Below are 17,015 nucleotides of genomic sequence, written 5' to 3'. Positions count from 1 at the left end.
CACAAGAGCGCTAGGTGGCTGGTGTCGGTCTTCTGGCAGACCGGAACGAGCAGGACCGCCTTATATTCCGGCGCTGATGGACGCTAGGCCGCGTGTCAAAAGTGGTGTGAGTTGGTGGATGCCGCCGAGCGGCACCTACCAGCTGGTCAGTTGAAAAATGTTGTCGGCATTGGTGTGTCGATGAGAAGAGGATGGCGAGGTCTCCGGTAGGTGGTTTAGCGACCAAGCAAAACCGGAGATACCGGAGACCTCGTGACCAGCGTATCGGTGACGAGGCGAGCGAATCTGACTGACGCCCAGTGGGCGCGGCTGGCACCGCTGCTGCCTCGTGGCATGAAGGCGGGCCGCCCGCCGAAATGGACGAAACGACAGCTCATCGATGGCATCAGACCGAAAACTTTTCGGCGGCGGCTGTTCTCGATCCCCGCCCGCCTCGCACGCCACGCCCGGCGAACCCACCTGCGCCTGTCGGACCACACCCCCCGGACCGGCCTGGCGCTTACCGTACTGACCCGTCTGCAACCAGGCTGACCAGCACCAACTCGCCCCAACGAGACGGAAGGCAACCATTCCGGGTCCGGTGGAAACCCGGCAGCCACCCGCTGAACGGGACCCCAGCCCTGCCGTACCCGATCAGGCCAGCACATCACCCCCGTGAAAGATGGAGGTTAACCGCCCGGACGGCATCCATTGATCGCCAGCGGACTGAAATAGTCAGCGCCGCTGGCAGATTCGCGCAGCGACTGTTCGCCGGTCAGTGCCTTCCTCGGTCGCATCCTCGGCCATGTCATGGATGCGTTCGCGCACCTGCGGAATTCGATCACTCGCATGCGCCACACCGAGGGGCGGGTTGCGGACTCGCAGTCATCGAGGCATTCGATCGCACGATGCTCGGCGTCAGTCATTCGCCTATGACGAATGTCCGGGCAGTACACATACCGAATCCACCCCGAGCACGTGATTCAGCCGCCCGAAGGCCAACCACGACCCGATGCTCATGCTCAATTCGACGATTTCGGTCTGACTGTAGTGCGCCCGCATCCGATCCCAGAACTCATCATCGAGATTGTGGTGATCGGTGGCGTAGCGCTCGGCGTATTCAGCGGCCAGCCGGGTTCGTTCGTCGAACAGTTCGGTGGTCTGCCAGTTGGTGACCGCGTCCGCGAACTCCGGCTCCACCTTCTGGCCGTCGCGTTCGGTGCGCCAGTCCAGGCAGAAGACGCAGCCGTTGACCTGGGCGATCTTCAATCGCGCCGCCTCGAATTCGCGCAGTCCGAGGGTGGAATGCGAATACACCGACAGCGAGAAGTTCGAGGCGGCGAGGCCGATGCCGGGCACCATCTCGCCCCATACGTAACCGATCGGATCCTTGCCCTCGGGTATGTCGATGATCACGGGTGTTTCCTTCCGAGCTTGCCTACTGCGGGGCGCAGTGGGACTTCGAGCGCGTCATAGAGTCCGGGTTCGGCGTCGACGAGCCAGTCGATAGCGTTCACCATTCGGCCGACCGCGGTGGCATTGCCGCCTGCGGAACGGTTTCCGTCCTCGTCGGTGGCCTCGACGGTGATTTCGATGCGCGGGCGGCCCTCGATGAGCACGCGATGCGCGCCCTCGCCGTCCGGTGGCGTCGGCCAGTCCGGCGCGCAGGACGGGTGGATGCGGGTGACGTGCTCGATGACGATGCATGCCTCGCCCGCTACGATCCCCTGCACCTCGAAGCGCAGCGCGCCCTGCGTACCCGCGGCGAACTCCCCCATCCGTTCGGTAGTCACCGTGGCGTCGAGCGCGCGCCGGTCCAGGGTTTCACGGATCTCCTCGAGTTCGACGCCCAGCGTCCGCGCCATCAATCGAATCTGCCCGCCCCACACCATGGTCGGGACGCCGGGCGCCACCATCGGCGGCAGATAGTCCATCGGCTGGCCCATACCGACCAGAAAGCGTACCGAATCGGGCTGGTCGTAGGTGGCGTAGTCGAAGATCTCCTGGCAGCGGATCACATCGACGGTGCTGCCGAGTCCGCTCATCAGCAGCGGGAGCACGTCATTGCCCCAGCCGGGATCGACACCGGAGACGAACAACGACCCACCACCTCGCACGACGGCTGCCAGCACCGGATCACGCACTTCGGGTGGGGCGCTGCGCGGATCATAGAGCGCGTACAGCGCCGGGGTGACGACGACCGCGCCGGCCTCGATGGCCCGGACGACGTCGGCGAGCGCGCCATCGGGACGGACATCGCCCGAAGCCGCATACACCACGGCCCGAGGGCCGCCCGCCAGGGCCGCATCGATATCGGCGCTCGCCGGGACGTCGAGGTCGTAGTCGAGTCCCGCGAGCCGACCCGCATCGCGGCCGACCTTATCCGGGTTGTGGACGAGCACGCCCGCGAGTTCCAGCGCCGGGTGCGCGTCGACGGCGCGGATGGCCGCGCGGCCGACATTGCCGGTGCCCCAAACAATCGTGGGGATCATCGAATGAGCGTAGCAAGCGCTTGGTTCAGTGACTGTGATTTCTCCGTGCCCGCGACGACGTTTCGGCTGCCGCGACACCCCCCGTAGACGTCGCCGCGGCACGATTCGCCGGCCAACGCGTCCACGGCTCCTGCGTAGACGCCCGCGTATGCGGGCGAGCGCCTCGACGATGTCGCCACGGCCCGCGCACCGGTGTACTGAACGCATGACGGAAAACAGCATCAACCAGCCCCTTCACCTCGTCACCGGCGGCGCCGGAAAGACCGGACGGCGCGTCGCGGCCCTGCTCGACGCGGCCGGCGCCCGGGTCCGGATCGGCTCGCGCACCGCCTCCATTCCCTTCGACTGGACCGACCGCGGCACCTGGGACGCGGCCCTGGCCGACGTCACCGCGATGTACCTCGCGTTCCAGCCCGACCTGGCGGTCCCCGGCGCTCCGGAGGCCGTCCACGCCTTCGTCGCCGCGGCCCGGGCCGCGGGCGTCCGGTCGGTGGTCCTGCTCTCCGGGCGCGGCGAGCCCGAGGCCGTGGAATGTGAACGGATCGTGCAGGATTCGGGCCTGGCCTGGACCGTGGTGCGGTGCAGCTTCTTCATGCAGAACTTCGACGAGGGCGCGTTCGTCGACGATATCCGGGCCGGAGCGCTCGCCCTGCCCAACGGTGGTGTGCCGGAACCGTTCGTACACGCCGACGACATCGCTGAGGTCGCGGCCGCCGCCCTGACCGACAGCCGACACCACGGCCGGCTCTACGAGCTCACCGGCCCCCGCGCCCTCACCTTCGCCGACGCGGTGGGTGAGATCGCGGCCGCCACCGGCCGCGACATCGCCTTCGTCCCGGTGTCGCGCCCCGAATTCGTCACCGCGCTCACCGAATACCAGGTCCCCTCCGACGTGATCACCCTGCTGGACTACCTTTTCGGCGCCGTCATGGACGGGCGCAACACACCGATCACCGACGGTGTGCGGCGGGCACTGGGCCGGGAGCCGCGCGACTTCGCCGACTACGCGAAAACGGTGGCCGCCACCGGCGTCTGGAACCCACCGGGCGAATAGGCCGCGTTTTGTCCATGTTCCCGTCGACCCCTGGGCACCCGCCGGCCCGGTGTCATGACCATCGCGCTCCCCGCAGTGCTCACACCCGTCCACTCACGAAGCCCTGGCCCTATGCATCCGGTCGGGTGGATCGGTGACATCAGCGACATCGTCGATACCTTCGTCATTTTGCGGATCACGCAGAGTCATGCGGGGATGTTCCTCCCGGACGACGGTCAGATGAATTCGTGGCCGTTGACAGAAGGGAGCCACACGTCGGCCGGATTATTGACGAATAGATAGCAAATTTCCGCAGGTCACACAGCACCGTCAGGCACTGTGTGACCTGCGGCCCCTCATTCGGTCGGCACATGGGTAACAAGGCACGCACAAAAGGTGCCCGCGGTCTTAAGAAAGGGCATGTTCCATCGGGAGCAGAGGCTTGCCATAGACCGACTGTTCGAGGCCGCGAATGTATCCGATGGCGAACAGGCGCCCCAGGGCGCCATATGCCGGGCGATCGTTGGATTCGCCATGCATGGTGGGGACGTGGTCCGGACGCATGGGTCCGGAAAAACCGACCTCCGCGTAGGCGCGCATGCATTCGGGTAGGTCCGTCTGGCCTTCGTCGTGGAAGGTTTCCTGGAAGTCGTCGGCGGTGCCCCGGACATCGCGGAAGTGCACGAAGCTGATTCGGTCCAGGCCGCCGAATTCCCTGATCAATGCGGGTAGGTCGGCGTCCATCAGGGCGAAATTGCCCTGGCAGAACGTGATGCCGTTACTCGTGGAGGGGCGCAGCGACAACAGCCGCCGGAATGCCTCGGGGGAGCGCATGATGTGCGGCACGTTGCGGCCCGTGGCGCGGGGCGGGTCGTCGGGGTGCATCCCGAGCCTGACTCCGGCTTCTTCGGCAACCGGGATGACGGCGTCGAGGAAGTAGCCCAGCGCATCCCACAACTGATCTTCGGTGATCTCGCCCGGTTCGGCGAGCGGGGGCAAGCTTGCTACGTCCGCTGCCCTGAACCCGGTGACCAGGGCTCCCCCGCGCCCGATGATGTCCACGCTCGTGCGGCCCCAGCTCGAGATGGCCATCCAGTTGTAGCACAGGGTCGGGATTCCCAGCCGGCCCATCGCGCGTATCTGCGTGAGAATGTTTTCGATTTGTTCGTCCCGCCCAGGGAGCCCCAGGCGGACCTTGTCCATGGGGGCCGTGTCCTCGATGGCGATTACTTTGAGGCCGTGTTCGGCGAAAATTTCGATGTCGCGTCTGATCGCTGCCTCGCCCCACGGAATATCGTCGGAAGGAGTCCCTGAGAACCCGTCCTTGCCGACGGAGGCGAACATGCGCTGGTCCTGTTCGGCTCCGTTGAGGAGGGCGACGACGTTGTCGACCCCGCATTGCTTGATCAATTTCCAGAGCGGCTCGGGCCGGGGGGAAAGCATTTCGCTCAGTTGAATCATCATGCAACCTTTCAGTTGGCCCTGGTCGATTCGGGCATTGCGTCGGTGCTTTTAGTTCTTCGTATCGGGAAGAGGGGCGGCGATGCGGGCGAGCAGGCCTCCATCGACCCGGATTTCCGCTCCCGTGACGAAGCTGGCCCGAGGGCTGGTCACGAAGGAGACGACTTCCCCGATTTCCTCGGGCCTGGCGACCCTGCCGAGGGCGTGGGCAGTGCCCCAGTTCGCGACGATCTGTTGGGCGCTCTCTTCCGAGCCGTCGCTGAACAGCGCCGCCGACGTGCGGAGCATGGGTGTGTCCACCGAGCCGGGGCTGATGCTGTTGACGCGGACCCCGTACTCGGCTTCGTCTACCGCCATCGCCCTGGTCAGGGCGTTGAGAGCGCCTTTGCTCGCCGTGTACGCGGCAACCTTGTTCTGGGTCGCGGTGGCCTGCACGGAGGAGATGATGGCGATGGCACCGGCCGGGCTCTGGCGCAGGTAGGGCAGGGCCGCACGGGCGGCGAGGAAGACTCCTTTGACATTCACGTCGAAAACTTCGTCCCAGGTTTCCTCCGGGGTGGAGGGAACGTCGCCGTACCGCTGAATTCCGGCGGAGGTCACGAGGGTATCGAGCCGACCGTACCGGGAGATGGCCTGCTCGACCGCGAACCGGCTGGTATCGGAAGCGCCGATCGGTCCCCATACCGCGATCGCCTTGCCGCCTGCGCGGTTGATTTCCGCCGCCGTTTCCTGGGCAGGGTCCTCGGTCTGCCCGTGGCAGACGATGGCCGAACCTTGCCGGGCCAATGCCAGCGCGATGCCCTTGCCGATGCCTTGGGATCCGCCGGTGACGAGGGCGACCCGTTCGTCGTGTTCACCCATCACGCACTCCTGTCGTCGAAATTGATGCTCAGTGGGATCTCGATCGCAGCCCGGGGGCCAAGGTGCAGGGCGCTTCGCCGGTCCGGACCGCTTGTCTGCATGCTTGCCGGTTCCATGGCCATCGCGCGGGCCCGCCCATACCAGGGGAACTGCTGGGTGGCATTGAGTTCCTGCCACAGCCATGCGTAGGGCAGGTGCGTGCCGTCCCAGTCGAGGCGGACCGTCAGGCCCAGGTCCAGATTGGTGACCGAGACCCAGTGCTCGGTGAAGTCGTGCAGCCACCCGAACACTTCGCGTGAGCTACCACGCGGGGGGATTCGGCGCAGATCGACACGCTCTCCTGATGTTGTGATGGCCTCGGGCCAGCGGTGTTCCGAGCCGGAGTCGATCGCTGTTTCCCGCTCCGGGTCGCTGGTGAACCGGCGAGCGCCGGTGTCGAGCCGGCAGTCCCCGTCCAGGAATGGGCCGCCGAGGGCGGGGTGGCTCGAGTAGTCGAATTCCAGATCGATGTCGCTCAGGTTGGTGAGCGTATCGGCGAGGTGCAGCCGCGGGCCCTGGAGCTCGATGACCCGATCAATGCGCACCGGGATCGAGAACAGCTCCACCTGCAGCCGAGCTGAGCCGGTCGATGCTTCATCGACCCGCCAGGGCACGACCGAGGCTTCACCGTGGAATGCCACGGGAGCGCCGTGGACGGACCGAGGGTCGCCGGCGTTCGGACACAATGTCTGCCAGCCGCCCCGATACTGCTCCAGCCATCCGGCGACCGGGTCGTATGTCGAGGGCCGCTGCCCGTCGCGGACCGCGTCGGCGCGTTCCCGCCATGGCGTCCGGAAGAGCGCGTCCACTCCGGTGCGCCGGTGGACGAGCGAGAGGACGTCCGCTCCTCTTCCGGGATCGATGCTGACCTGTAGATCCGGGCTCGTGAGGTCGAGGGTTCGCGGGCTCATGCGGCGAAGGGCTGGACGGGAACACCGGCGGTGTTGGTGGCGACCGCGAAGACAGAGCCTGCGAGGGGCTGCTTGCTGAGCCGGTCTTCGGGGATGTCTGCCGACGCCGAGGTGATGTACAGCGTTCCGTCATCGGCGAAGGCGCAGCTGGACGGTTGTTCGACGGGCATCGGGATCCGTCCGATCAATTCGCCTGAGGGGTCGTACCGGCGCACCTCACTGCCTCCCCAGATCGCGACCCACAGGCATCCGTCCAGATCGACGGCGAGCCCGTCGGGCAGGCCGCCGTCGATCTCGCACAGCGGGGTGAATGGTCCGACCTCGCCTTCGTCACTGCGATAGGGCGCGCTGAAAAGCAGGTTGGCCATGCTGTCCGCCAGGTACATGGTGGTGTCCTCGGCGTTCCAGCCCAGGCCGTTGGGCAGGGCGAATCCGGTCGCCACGACACTGCTGGGCGCCTGCCCGTCCCATCGGTGCAGGGCGCCGACGCCGGGGACGAAGTCGAGGTGGGTGCTCCCGGCCCAGAGCCGGCCGCGCGAGTCGCATTTGGCGTCGTTCATGCGCCGGGTGGGTTCGGGCAGTACCGGGTCCAGGATTTCCAGCTTTCCGTCGGCGAAGATCCCGAGACCGTCGGAGACGGCGACCGCGAATCCCTCGTGCTGGGCCCGGGGTGCCGCCGCGCCCAGGAGGGTGTCCAGGGCGGAGGTGCTTTGCCCGCCGGTCGCGAGGTCGTTCTCGAAGAGCAGGCCGTTGTTGATGTCGACCCAGCACAACCGTCCGGTCCGCCGGTCCCAGACAGGTCCTTCACCGACCGTGGCTTGGGCACGGATCACCACGTCAGGCTGCGGAAAAAGTTCTACGGAACCCATCGTTCTGCTCCTCTCGCTGTCGATCGCGGGCTGTAGCTGCGGCGTTCACAGGACGCCGTAGGTCGCAAAGGCTTCAGTGGTGCTCATTCCCTGTTCGATGGCGAGGCGGACCTGGTTCTCGGCGCCGGCTTTGTCCAACGCGCGGGCCAGCACTTCGTCCTCGAGGGCGGCCGGGATGACCAGGACGCCGTCCCGGTCTCCCACGACGAGGTCTCCGGGGGTGATCTGAACACCGTCGATTTCGAGGGGAATCCCGTAGTCGAGCACAGTGCCGCGGACTCCCGAATCCTGGCCGTAGCTGCCGCGGCTGAAGACCGGAAATTTCTGGTCCAAGACCTTGTCGGTGTCCCTGTGGTACCCATCGATGACGGCGCCGACCGCCCCTGCGGCACGTGCGGCCGTAGTCATGATCTCGCCCCAGGCGGCGCAATCGAGACGGCCGCGGCGGGCCAGGTAGACGTCGCCGGGCCGCAAAGCGTCCAGGGCTTCGGTCAGTTTGCCGAAAGGCTTCGCCGGCATTCCGAAAACGTCCCCGACCAGCACCGGCATCGCCCGGCCGACCACGGTCATGGTGGGCAGTAGCGGCTGCACCGCAGCCGGTAGGAACTGGTGTGTCCGGCCGAGCGCATCCAGGACGTCGCCGAGCACCGGGGTGTAGAGCGAAGCGGCAACGAGATCGAATCGTTCGGTGTCGTTGGGCGGTATCGTGACCATTTCTTCCTTGTGTCGATGATCCTCGGGTGGCGGTGGCCCGCAGGTCAGGTCGAGGTTGTCGCCCGGCGTGAGCGCCATACGTTCACCAGGACCGCGACGAGGACGACAGCGCCGCGAACGACCTGCTGGGCATAGGGGTCGACCCCCAGCAGCACCATCCCGTTCATGAGTACGGCGATGAACAGGACACCGATCAGGGTCCCGACGATGGTCCCCTTGCCGCCGCTGAGCGAGGCGCCGCCGATGATGGCGGCGGCGATCGCATCGAACTCCAGTCCGTTGGCGATAGTGCCGTTTCCGGAGGACAGCTGTGCGGATTGGAGCAACCCGGTAACCGCCGCGGTCAACGCGGAGATCGCCAGCACCGAAATCCGGATGGTGCGTACGTTGATGCCGGACAATTCGGCGGATTTGGCATTTCCGCCCACGGCGTAGATCGACCGGCCGAACACCGTTTTGCGTGCGATTACCGCGATCACGATAAAGACGATCAGGAGATAGATGGCCGGGACGGGAATGACTCCGGCAATCTTTCCGCTCCCCCAGTAGAAAAACTTGCCGGAGTCGACGGGAATCGGGAACGTGTTGGTGATCAGCATGGCCATTCCACGCAGTCCCAGATACAGGGCCAGCGTGGCGATGAAGGTCGGCACCCCGAATACCGCCCGGATCCATCCGGCGAAGGCGCCGATGGCAGCGGCGGCGGCGAGCACCACGATGCACGCGGCCCACATCGGCAATCCGAGGTTGACGACCATGACTCCCAGCAGGGCAGATGACAGCGCGGCCAGGGATCCCACGGAGATGTCGATCTCGCCGGCGACGATGACCAGCGTCATAGCGAAAGCAACAATCCCGAAGAAGGCGGCTTGCTGAAGAATGTTGAGCAGATTGCGCGCGCTGAGGAAGTTCGGTGCGGTGACGGACAGCACCAGGAAGACCAGCACCAGCACGCCGAGCAGGCCGATGCCCTCCCAGGAGCGGATGCGCGTGAACAGGCCGCCGGCCTCGGATTCGACGGCCCTTTTTTGGGGCTGCATGACTTCCGGGTGGGACATTTCAGTTGCCTTCTTTCATGGCAAGTGCCAATAGCTTTTCCGTCGTGGCACCGGCCCCGACGACTTCGTCTCGGATCCGGCCATCCCTGAGCACCAGGACGCGGTCGCAGACTTCCGAGAGTTCCTCGAGCTCCGAGGAGACAAAGATGGAGGAAATCCCGTTTTCGGCCAGCTCTCGGATGAGCTTGTAGATTTGGCCTTTGGCGTGGACGTCGATGCCGCGGGTCGGCTCATCGAGCAGCAGCACCGACATCTTCGCCGCCAGCAGCCGGCCGATCACAGCTTTCTGCTGGTTTCCGCCGGACAGCGTGCCGATCTCTTGACCCGATGTCGATGCGACGATCGAGAGCGCGCGCAGCGTTTCCTTTGTCACGGCGGCCTCGCGCGGGGGCTTGATCCAGAACCGCGGCAGCACCCGGCCCCGGGCCGAGAGCAGGATGTTCTCCCCGACCCCGAGCATCGGCACGATTCCGGAGCCTTTCCGGTCCTCGGGGGTCAGTCCGACTCCCCTGGCCAGCATGCGGCGGGGTCGGCGACGCAGGATGCGTTCGCCGGCCACGGACACCTCGCCCCGGACGACGGGTCGCAGGCCGTAGATGGCCTCGAGGAGCTCGGTCCGCCCCGATCCCAGTAGCCCGGCAATGCCGAGCACTTCACCGTCGTGCAGATCGAAGTCGACGCCGCCCAGCACACCGGGGATGTGCATGTCCCGCACCGACAGTACGACCGGCTGGTCACGACGATCCCGGTGCGCTATCCGGGCCGCCACCTGGCCGCTATCGCCCGCGATGAGCGCGGCCACCTTCTCGGCGCTCGCTTCGTGCGCTCCGAAGGTCTGCACTTCGCGGCCGTCTCGCAACACGGTGAGTGTGTCGGCAACCAGTGGGATCTCTTTCATCCGGTGCGAAACATAGATGATTGCCACTCCCTGACCGGCCAGGCGTCGGATCAGGGCCAGCAGCGCGTGGACCTCGTGACTGTTCAGGGCGCTGGTCGGCTCGTCCAGGATCAGTACCCTGGGCTCGTCGAGAAGTGCCTTGGCGATTTCGACGAGTTGCTGCTGTGCCAGGGAAAGGTTGCCGACTTCCTGCCAGAGCGGAATCGGTTCGCCCAGCATCTCGATGGCCCGCCGGGCATTGTCTTCCAACGTCTTGGCATCGATGAAGCCCCGGCGTTCGGGCCAGCGACCGAGCGTGATGTTCTCCGCCACCGACAGTCCCGGCACGAGGCTGAACTCCTGGTGCACCATGGCGATGCCGCCGGCCCGGGCGTCGCCCGGCCGGCTCCAGTGCACCTCCTTGCCGGACACGCGCAGTCTTCCGCTGCCCGGATCCGGCTGCTGGGACCCGGAGATGAGGTTCACCAGGGTCGACTTCCCGGCCCCGTTCTTCCCGAGCAGGGCCCGCACCTCCCCCGCACGCAGGGTGAGGTTGACGTCTACCAGCGCCTTGACGGTTCCATAGGTTTTGCTGAGGGAAATGCATTCCAGGATCGGGGGAGCAGTCTTATCCACAAGCGTTCCTTCATCGTTGACCGGGCAGACACCGTGCCGGGGCGCGCAAGGGCCTCGGCACGTGGCCGTTCCTGTTCCTACTTGCCCAGGTACTTGTTCACTGCGGCCGGATCGTCACGGGTATAGGTGATTCCGGGAAGGTCGGTTTCCAGCGGGGAGTTCGCCTTGCCCGCAACGGCGTTCTTGGCCTGCTCGAATGCGTCCTTCGCGGTGGTCTGCGGGTCCTGCCCGGTTGTGGCCTGAAGAATGTTGTTGTTGTCCTGCAGGAAGCCGGCGAGTTGTTTGGAGATGTCCGTACCGAAGACGGGAATGGTTTTGCCGGACTGCCCGACCGCGGTCACCTCCCCGACGGTGCCCCCCTCATTGGCGGCCCAGAGCAGGTTGATGCCGGGATCCCCGGAGAGCATGTTGGTGGCGACAGTGGTGGCCTTGTCCGCGAGAAATCCCTCCTGGTCGGAGGCATAGGTGGCCGTCACGCCCGCATCCTGGAGCGCCTTCTTGAAGCCGGCTTTGCGCAATTTGCAGGTTTCGGCCGCGCTGTCGCAGTTCAGGATGCCGATCCTTGCCGACCCGCCGAGCTTGCTCTTGATGTATTCCGCGGCGGCTTTTCCGGTCGCCGTTCCCAGGGCCGTGTTGTCGGACTGGACGACACCCTTGACAACGGAGGGACTCGTGGCGTCGGCCGTGCAGTTGCCGTAGCAGATCAGCGGGATGCTCGCACCCTTGATCGATTTCATCGTCGCCAGCGAGCCGGCGACGGTAACGGGCTGCATGATGATCGCGTCGACCTGGCGCTGGATCATGTTCTGCGCGGCGGCAGCCTCCGCGCCCGCATCGTTGTTCGAGTTGGCCGCGATGACCGTACCCCCGTCGGCCTTCACCGCCGCTTCCAACGACGTCTGGATCCCCCGGAAGTATTCGTCGCCCTGGAGCATGATCAGCCCGACCGTGAGCTTCTTGCCACTGCCGCCCGCACCACCGCTGCCCGCAGGCCCGCACCCCGAGACCGCAAGAACGGTCAAGACCCCGGCGGCGACGAGTGAGAGAAATCTCCGCTGCATTCCAATCTCCTTTGATTGCAGGTGGCTCACATACTAGAGTTCAAACATACTTGTATACAAGCCCCCCGATGAGTCAAAATCGAGCATGACTTCTACTTCCCGGTCCGCTGAGGGGCCGCCGCCACCCGCACCGTCTGCAGGTCTGCGGCAGGTCGCCCGCACTACTCGGCAGCGCATGTCGGACCGGGTCCACGACGAGCTCATGTCGGCGATCCGGGACCTGCGGCTCGAGCCAGGGGCTCTCCTGTCCGAGGCCGAGCTCTCCGTGCAGCTGGGGGTAAGCCGGACGCCGTTGCGGGAAGCCATTTCCCGGCTGGTCGATCAGGGCCTACTCAGCGTCGTCTCCCAGGTCCGGACCAGCGTGGCACTCATCGACCTCTCGCAGGCCCGGGAAGCCTGCTTCATTCGCCGCGCCCTCGAGACGGCAGCATTCCAGCAAGCCTGCGAATCCGGTGGCGATGTCGGCGAGCTCCGGCGCATTCTGCTACGTCAGGAGCAGGCGGTGGCCGACCGCGACGTCGAAGCCTTCTTCGTCTCGGATGAGGATCTGCACCAGGAGATCTTCAGGCTGGGCGGTTATCCGGGGCTCTGGAACGTGATACAGCGCTCGAAGCTCCAGCTGGACCGACTTCGCCGACTGGCGTTTTCCGAGACCGTGATCACGCGGGACGTCATCGACGAGCACATACGCATTGTGGATCTGCTCGAGAACAGGGACGTCGAGGAGGGTATACGCGTCATCACGGTACATTCTCGGCACGTGCTCGACCAGGCCGGAAGGGTCCAGTCCGAGCACCCGGGGTATTTCACCCCATGAGCGGTGCCTGCACGGGATCGGTCCGGCAGCGGCCTCAACCGCACCGTGATCTGATCCCGTTGCGCGGCAACGTATCGAAGTCACCGGCGGATGGCGTCGCAGCCTGCGAATTCCGCCGCCGCACCGAGTTCGCGTTCGATGTGCAGTAGCCGGTTCCATTTGGCAGTGCGCTCGGAGCGCATGGTGGAACCGACCTTGATCTGGCCGGTACGCCAGCCCACAGCCAGGTCGGCGAGCCAGCTGTCTTCGGTATCGCCGGAGCGGGCGGAGAGCACCGTCCGGTAGTTCGCATCGTGCGCGGCGCGCACGACGGACCGCGCCTGGGTAAGGGTCCCGATCTGGTTCGGTTTGACCAGCACCGCGTTGCCGACGTGATGGGTGATTCCGCGCTGCAGCCGGGCCGGGTTGGTGACGAACAGGTCGTCGCCGAGCAATTGGGTGCTGGCGAGCTGTACGGTGGCCTGTTCCCAGCCGTCCCAGTCGTCCTCGGCGAGAAGGTCTTCGATGGAGATCAGCGGGTAGGTGGTTGTCCACTCGGTGAATTCGCTGATGAGTTCGGCGCTGGTCAGCGCGCGGTCTTCGGTGCGGAGAAGATATCGGCCGTCCTGGAAGAATTGGGTGGCCGCGACGTCCACCGCGATAGCTGCCTGCGTCCCCGGCTCGAGTCCGGCGCGGTGGATCCCTTCGGTGACCAGGTCGAAGGCGTCGCGGTTGCGCGTCAGGGGGAAGGCGAGCCCGCCTTCGTCTGCGACGAGAGCAGTCGATAGACCGCGCTGTTCGGCCGCCATGGCTGTGCCCCGCCGGACACTCCAGCACCATTCGAGCGCCTGGCGGAACGAGTCGGCGCCCACCGGGACGACGAGAATGTCCTGAATATCGATCGCGCCGCCTGCGTGTGCGCCGCCGGAGATGACATTGACCATCGGCAGCGGCAGCAACGGTGCGGCTCCGGCGTCGAGAACGCTGCGGTACAAGGGCATTCGGCGGGCATCGGCGGCGGCGAGCGCGGCCGCGACCGACACCGCCAGCACCGCGTTGGCTCCCACATTCGACAGCGCGGCATCGGTATCGGTGGCGAGCAAAGCAGTATCGACCGCGGATCGGTCCAGAGCGTCGAGGCCGTGAACGGCCTCGGCGAGTGTGGTCTCCACGTTGGCGACGGCTCGCGTGACGGCACGTCCGGCGTAGCGGTGATCGGCGTCGCGCAGCTCGGCCGCCTCGTGGGTGCCGGTGGAGGCGCCGGAGGGCGCCATCGCCTGCCCCCGGGCGCCGCAGGCCAGCAGTACCTCGCAGGCGACCGTGGGGGTCCCGCGGGAGTCCAGTGCTTCCCACGCGAGCAGGGAAGTGATGCGTGTGTCCGTCATGAGATGGTCTTCCAGAGTTCTTCGAGGTCGGCCGCGCGGTGGAGCGCGGCAAGGGCCAGCTCTCGTACCCGTCCGCGGCCGCTGTGGGTGAGATATTCCGCTGGAGATTTGCCGTCGACCCGCGCCAACAGTAGGCATCCGACGTGCGCGGCCAGCTGCCCGGATTCCGGGACCAGGTCGCCGTGCACCGCACTGGTGTACCCGTGGTTGAAGGCGTCCGCCACCCCGTGGTAGCCGAGAGTGTCCTCGGGCCGGTGGACCGCTTTGAGGAGCAGATGGGTGTTGAGGAAGGCGAGATCGAAGACCGGGGACCCGTAGTGGGCAACCTCCCAGTCGATGACCCAGGCGTCGGTACCGTTCACCAGGATGTTCTTCGGAGAGAAGTCGCCGTGTACCAGGCAGGTGCGCTCGCGCAGCAGCTGGTCGGCCAACGCGTCGACCTTCCCGGCAACGCCGGGGTGGGCCGCGCCTGCCGCGCGGTAGAACGGTGCTATGCGCAGGCTCTCGAAGTGTGTGTTACCGAAGTCGGCGGCGAGGCTGCTCCGGTCGGCGGTGCCGGTGTGCCATCGGGCGAGTGCGGTGGCGACGGTCCCGGCGACCGCGGGGTCGATGGTTCCAGCGAGGAGTTGGGTTTTCCAGTCGGTCCACTGTCCGCGTGCGCGTTCGATGGTGAGGGTCAGCGCTTGGTCGTCGGTGTCGATCACCTTTGGTACCGCGGTGGGGTCCAGTTCGCCGGCCAGGCGGAGCGCCGCGGCCTCGACCAGAATTCTGGCGGGGTCGGCGACCCACTCCTGCGCCACCCGCAAGCGCGGTAGCGCCTGCTTGACCACGACGTCCACCCCGTCTCCCCGCACTGCGAGCACCTCGTTCGAGACCCCTCCGGACAGTGGGTACGCGGCGGCGGCGCTGCCCCGGGGAAGTACGCCACGGCCGATCAGGTACGGGATGATGGTCTCGGTGGTGAACACTGCTCACCTCCGGTTACGGGCGTGGTGACGCATTTCCAGATCCCCGACGCGAGTGACGATTTCGTCGCCGTCGGTCAGGTAACGCGGTGGCTGTTGGCCCAGGCCGACACCCGATGGGGTGCCGGTGAGAATCACGTCACCGGGCAGCAACGTCACGATGCCGGACAGGTAGGCGATAAGCGTGCTGACGTCGAAGATGAGGTCCGAGCTATTGCTGGCTTGCATCCGCTGACCGCTGACCTCGCACGACAGCGCGATCGCGTCCGGGTTTTCCCACTCGTCGGTGGTGACCAGCACCGGCCCCAGAGGTGTGAAGCCGGGGAAGGACTTGCCGAGGCTGAACTGCGGTGTCCCGGATGGCCGCATCTGCACGTCGCGCGCGGAAATGTCTTGCGCCGCGGTCAGTCCCGCGACGAACGACCATGCCCGGTCGGCTGTGACGCGATGGGCGCGGCGCCCGATCACCACGGCCAGCTCGACTTCCCAGTCCACCTGGTCGGTCGGCAGTTCGATAGTGCCTCGAGGGCCGGTCACCGAGCTGGGGAACTTGGTGAACACCAGCGGGAACTCCGGTTCCGGTAGCCCTGATTCGATTTGGTGAGCGCGATAGTTGAGCCCGATTCCGAACAGCTGCCGGGGTAGCGGTACGGGGGCGTCGGCCTTGTCTACCTCGAATGGCTCGCTATCGGAGGCTGGGACACCGCCGGCCCAGAGCAGGAATTCATCCCACCGGTCATAGACCGCCAGGGGGTCGGGCCCGAAGCGCCCTCCGCTCGCATCCGCGATGTCGGTCGCCCGGTCGCCCGTGACTATCTTCGCTCGGCCGGCTGTCACACCAATGCGCATCTTCTACCCGTTCTCAGTCGTTGTGTTCGGTGTCAGGAGGTCAGCCGGCGAGAATTCCGCCGTCGATGACGAATTCGCTGCCGGTGACAAATGCCGCGTCGTCGCTGGCCAGATACAGTGCTGCCTTGGCCACTTCCACGGGTTGCGCCAGCCGGCCCATGGGCTGACGGGCAACGAGCTGCGCGCGCCGGGTATCGCTATCGCCCGCTTGCGCCAGTAGCCGGCCCACCCACGGTGAATCCACTGTGCCCGGGCATATGCAGTTGCAGCGGATTCCCTGCTTGGCCCACTGCACGGCGACCTGCTTGGTCAGTGCGATGACCGCCCCTTTGCTCGCGGAGTAGGACGCCCGGTCGGGGAGCCCGATCATCCCCGCGACCGAGGCAGTGTTGACGATGACTCCGTTGCCCTGGCCGAGCATGTGCGGTAGCGCGTATTTGGTGCACAGGAATGTGCCACGGACATTGACCGCGAATACGCGGTCCCATTCCTCGACCGTGGCGTCCAAGACATCGGTGGTCGAACCGATTCCCGCGTTGTTGCACAGGATGTCGGCTCCGCCACCGAATAGGCGAGCCGCGGTATCGAACAATCGGGCGACATCGTCCTCGACGCTGATGTCGGCCCGGACAGCGTGCGCCCCAGCGGGCAGGCTGTCGGGGTCGAGGTCCGCGCCGATCACCTGGGCGCCCTCTTCGAGAAACAGTCGGGTCATTTCCCAGCCGATACCGGAACCTGCCCCTGTGACCAGGACCTTGCGGCCGTCAAAGCGTGCCATTGGCTACTCCAGCTTCTGAATTCGTCGATGAATGGAAACGTCGTGTGGCCTACCCGATGCCGAGGGCCTCCCCCGGCACGCCGCGCGGATAGCCCGATCGTGTGGGCTCGTCCGCGGCGGCGGTAGGCGGCGGGAGAGGTGTCGCCTCAGGTGGCGGTGTCGGAAATCATGACCACAATCTTGCATACCAGTCTTCTTGTATGCAAGTATTCAGCTGCCGGTTCGCGGCGATGAGATCGGTGTAGTCGGTG

Annotated in this window: 16 protein-coding genes; 2 read left to right on the top strand and 14 right to left on the bottom strand. The window is 66.0% G+C overall.

The features are described 5' to 3' along the window. Window positions 1-909: 909 nt before the first annotated feature. Both KO481_RS41895 and KO481_RS41890 read right to left on the bottom strand, forming a co-directional pair. A complete protein-coding gene (locus tag KO481_RS41895; RefSeq protein ID WP_215924194.1) occupies window positions 910-1,395 on the bottom strand; it encodes a carboxymuconolactone decarboxylase family protein in 486 nt (161 codons plus the stop codon). Further along, complete coding sequence (locus KO481_RS41890) at window positions 1,392-2,471, bottom strand: NAD(P)H-dependent amine dehydrogenase family protein (protein WP_215924249.1); 1,080 nt, start codon at window positions 2,469-2,471, stop codon at window positions 1,392-1,394. The genes KO481_RS41895 and KO481_RS41890 overlap by 4 nt, the downstream gene beginning before the upstream one ends. A 205-nt stretch (window positions 2,472-2,676) precedes the next feature. On the opposite strand from KO481_RS41890, the gene KO481_RS41885 reads away from it, so the two are divergent. Continuing rightward, window positions 2,677-3,525: a Rossmann-fold NAD(P)-binding domain-containing protein gene (locus KO481_RS41885; protein WP_215924192.1), complete on the top strand. Its 849-nt coding sequence runs from the start codon at window positions 2,677-2,679 to the stop codon at window positions 3,523-3,525. Between the two features lie 387 nt (window positions 3,526-3,912). Here the strand turns inward: KO481_RS41885 and KO481_RS41880 are convergent, their stop codons facing one another. The 8 genes from KO481_RS41880 to KO481_RS41845 all read right to left on the bottom strand — a co-directional run bounded on the left by KO481_RS41880 (window position 3,913) and on the right by KO481_RS41845 (window position 12,021). Then, entirely contained in the window at window positions 3,913-4,968 is a 1,056-nt protein-coding gene (locus KO481_RS41880) for a mannonate dehydratase (RefSeq protein WP_215924190.1), read from the bottom strand. Window positions 4,969-5,016: 48 nt separating this feature from the next. Further along, the gene (locus KO481_RS41875) at window positions 5,017-5,826 is read right to left on the bottom strand and encodes an SDR family NAD(P)-dependent oxidoreductase (protein WP_215924188.1); all 810 of its coding nucleotides are present in this window, start codon (window positions 5,824-5,826) and stop codon (window positions 5,017-5,019) included. Continuing rightward, a complete protein-coding gene (locus tag KO481_RS41870) occupies window positions 5,826-6,776 on the bottom strand; it encodes a DUF4432 family protein (protein WP_215924186.1) in 951 nt (316 codons plus the stop codon). Before KO481_RS41870 ends, KO481_RS41875 begins: the two co-directional genes overlap by 1 nt. Further along, entirely contained in the window at window positions 6,773-7,645 is an 873-nt protein-coding gene (locus tag KO481_RS41865; protein ID WP_215924184.1) for an SMP-30/gluconolactonase/LRE family protein, read from the bottom strand. The genes KO481_RS41870 and KO481_RS41865 overlap by 4 nt, the downstream gene beginning before the upstream one ends. A gap of 45 nt (window positions 7,646-7,690) precedes the next feature. Then, entirely contained in the window at window positions 7,691-8,359 is a 669-nt protein-coding gene (locus tag KO481_RS41860) for an RraA family protein (RefSeq protein ID WP_215924182.1), read from the bottom strand. A 44-nt stretch (window positions 8,360-8,403) separates the two neighbouring features. After that, window positions 8,404-9,417, bottom strand: coding sequence for an ABC transporter permease (locus tag KO481_RS41855; protein WP_215924180.1), 1,014 nt, complete (start codon window positions 9,415-9,417; stop codon window positions 8,404-8,406). Between the two features lies 1 nt (window position 9,418). Continuing rightward, entirely contained in the window at window positions 9,419-10,930 is a 1,512-nt protein-coding gene (locus tag KO481_RS41850; RefSeq protein WP_215924178.1) for a sugar ABC transporter ATP-binding protein, read from the bottom strand. A gap of 77 nt (window positions 10,931-11,007) precedes the next feature. Continuing rightward, window positions 11,008-12,021, bottom strand: a complete 1,014-nt coding sequence (locus KO481_RS41845; protein WP_215924176.1) for a substrate-binding domain-containing protein — start codon at window positions 12,019-12,021, stop codon at window positions 11,008-11,010. A gap of 145 nt (window positions 12,022-12,166) precedes the next feature. Here KO481_RS41845 and KO481_RS41840 point away from each other — a divergent pair, with 145 nt between their 5' ends. Further along, complete coding sequence (locus KO481_RS41840) at window positions 12,167-12,808, top strand: GntR family transcriptional regulator (RefSeq protein WP_215924174.1); 642 nt, start codon at window positions 12,167-12,169, stop codon at window positions 12,806-12,808. A gap of 80 nt (window positions 12,809-12,888) precedes the next feature. On the opposite strand, the gene eno is transcribed toward KO481_RS41840, so the two are convergent. Genes eno through KO481_RS41820 form a run of 4 tightly spaced genes read right to left on the bottom strand, consistent with a single transcriptional unit; the run spans window position 12,889 to window position 16,764 of the window. Next, window positions 12,889-14,172, bottom strand: a complete 1,284-nt coding sequence (eno, locus tag KO481_RS41835) for a phosphopyruvate hydratase (protein ID WP_215924172.1) — start codon at window positions 14,170-14,172, stop codon at window positions 12,889-12,891. Then, window positions 14,169-15,140 carry a phosphotransferase gene (locus KO481_RS41830; RefSeq protein ID WP_215924170.1) on the bottom strand — a complete coding sequence of 324 codons (972 nt, stop codon included), beginning with the start codon at window positions 15,138-15,140 and terminating at the stop codon, window positions 14,169-14,171. Before KO481_RS41830 ends, eno begins: the two co-directional genes overlap by 4 nt. A 3-nt stretch (window positions 15,141-15,143) precedes the next feature. Beyond that, the gene (locus KO481_RS41825) at window positions 15,144-15,974 is read right to left on the bottom strand and encodes a fumarylacetoacetate hydrolase family protein (RefSeq protein WP_308166991.1); all 831 of its coding nucleotides are present in this window, start codon (window positions 15,972-15,974) and stop codon (window positions 15,144-15,146) included. A 52-nt stretch (window positions 15,975-16,026) separates the two neighbouring features. After that, window positions 16,027-16,764, bottom strand: a complete 738-nt coding sequence (locus KO481_RS41820) for an SDR family NAD(P)-dependent oxidoreductase (protein ID WP_215924166.1) — start codon at window positions 16,762-16,764, stop codon at window positions 16,027-16,029. Window positions 16,765-17,015: the final 251 nt, after the last annotated feature.

Source organism: Nocardia albiluteola (assembly GCF_018860155.1).
Lineage (GTDB): Bacteria > Actinomycetota > Actinomycetes > Mycobacteriales > Mycobacteriaceae > Nocardia > Nocardia albiluteola.
Note: the sequence above shows the minus strand (reverse complement) of the source record. Positions and strands in the feature narration are given on the sequence as shown.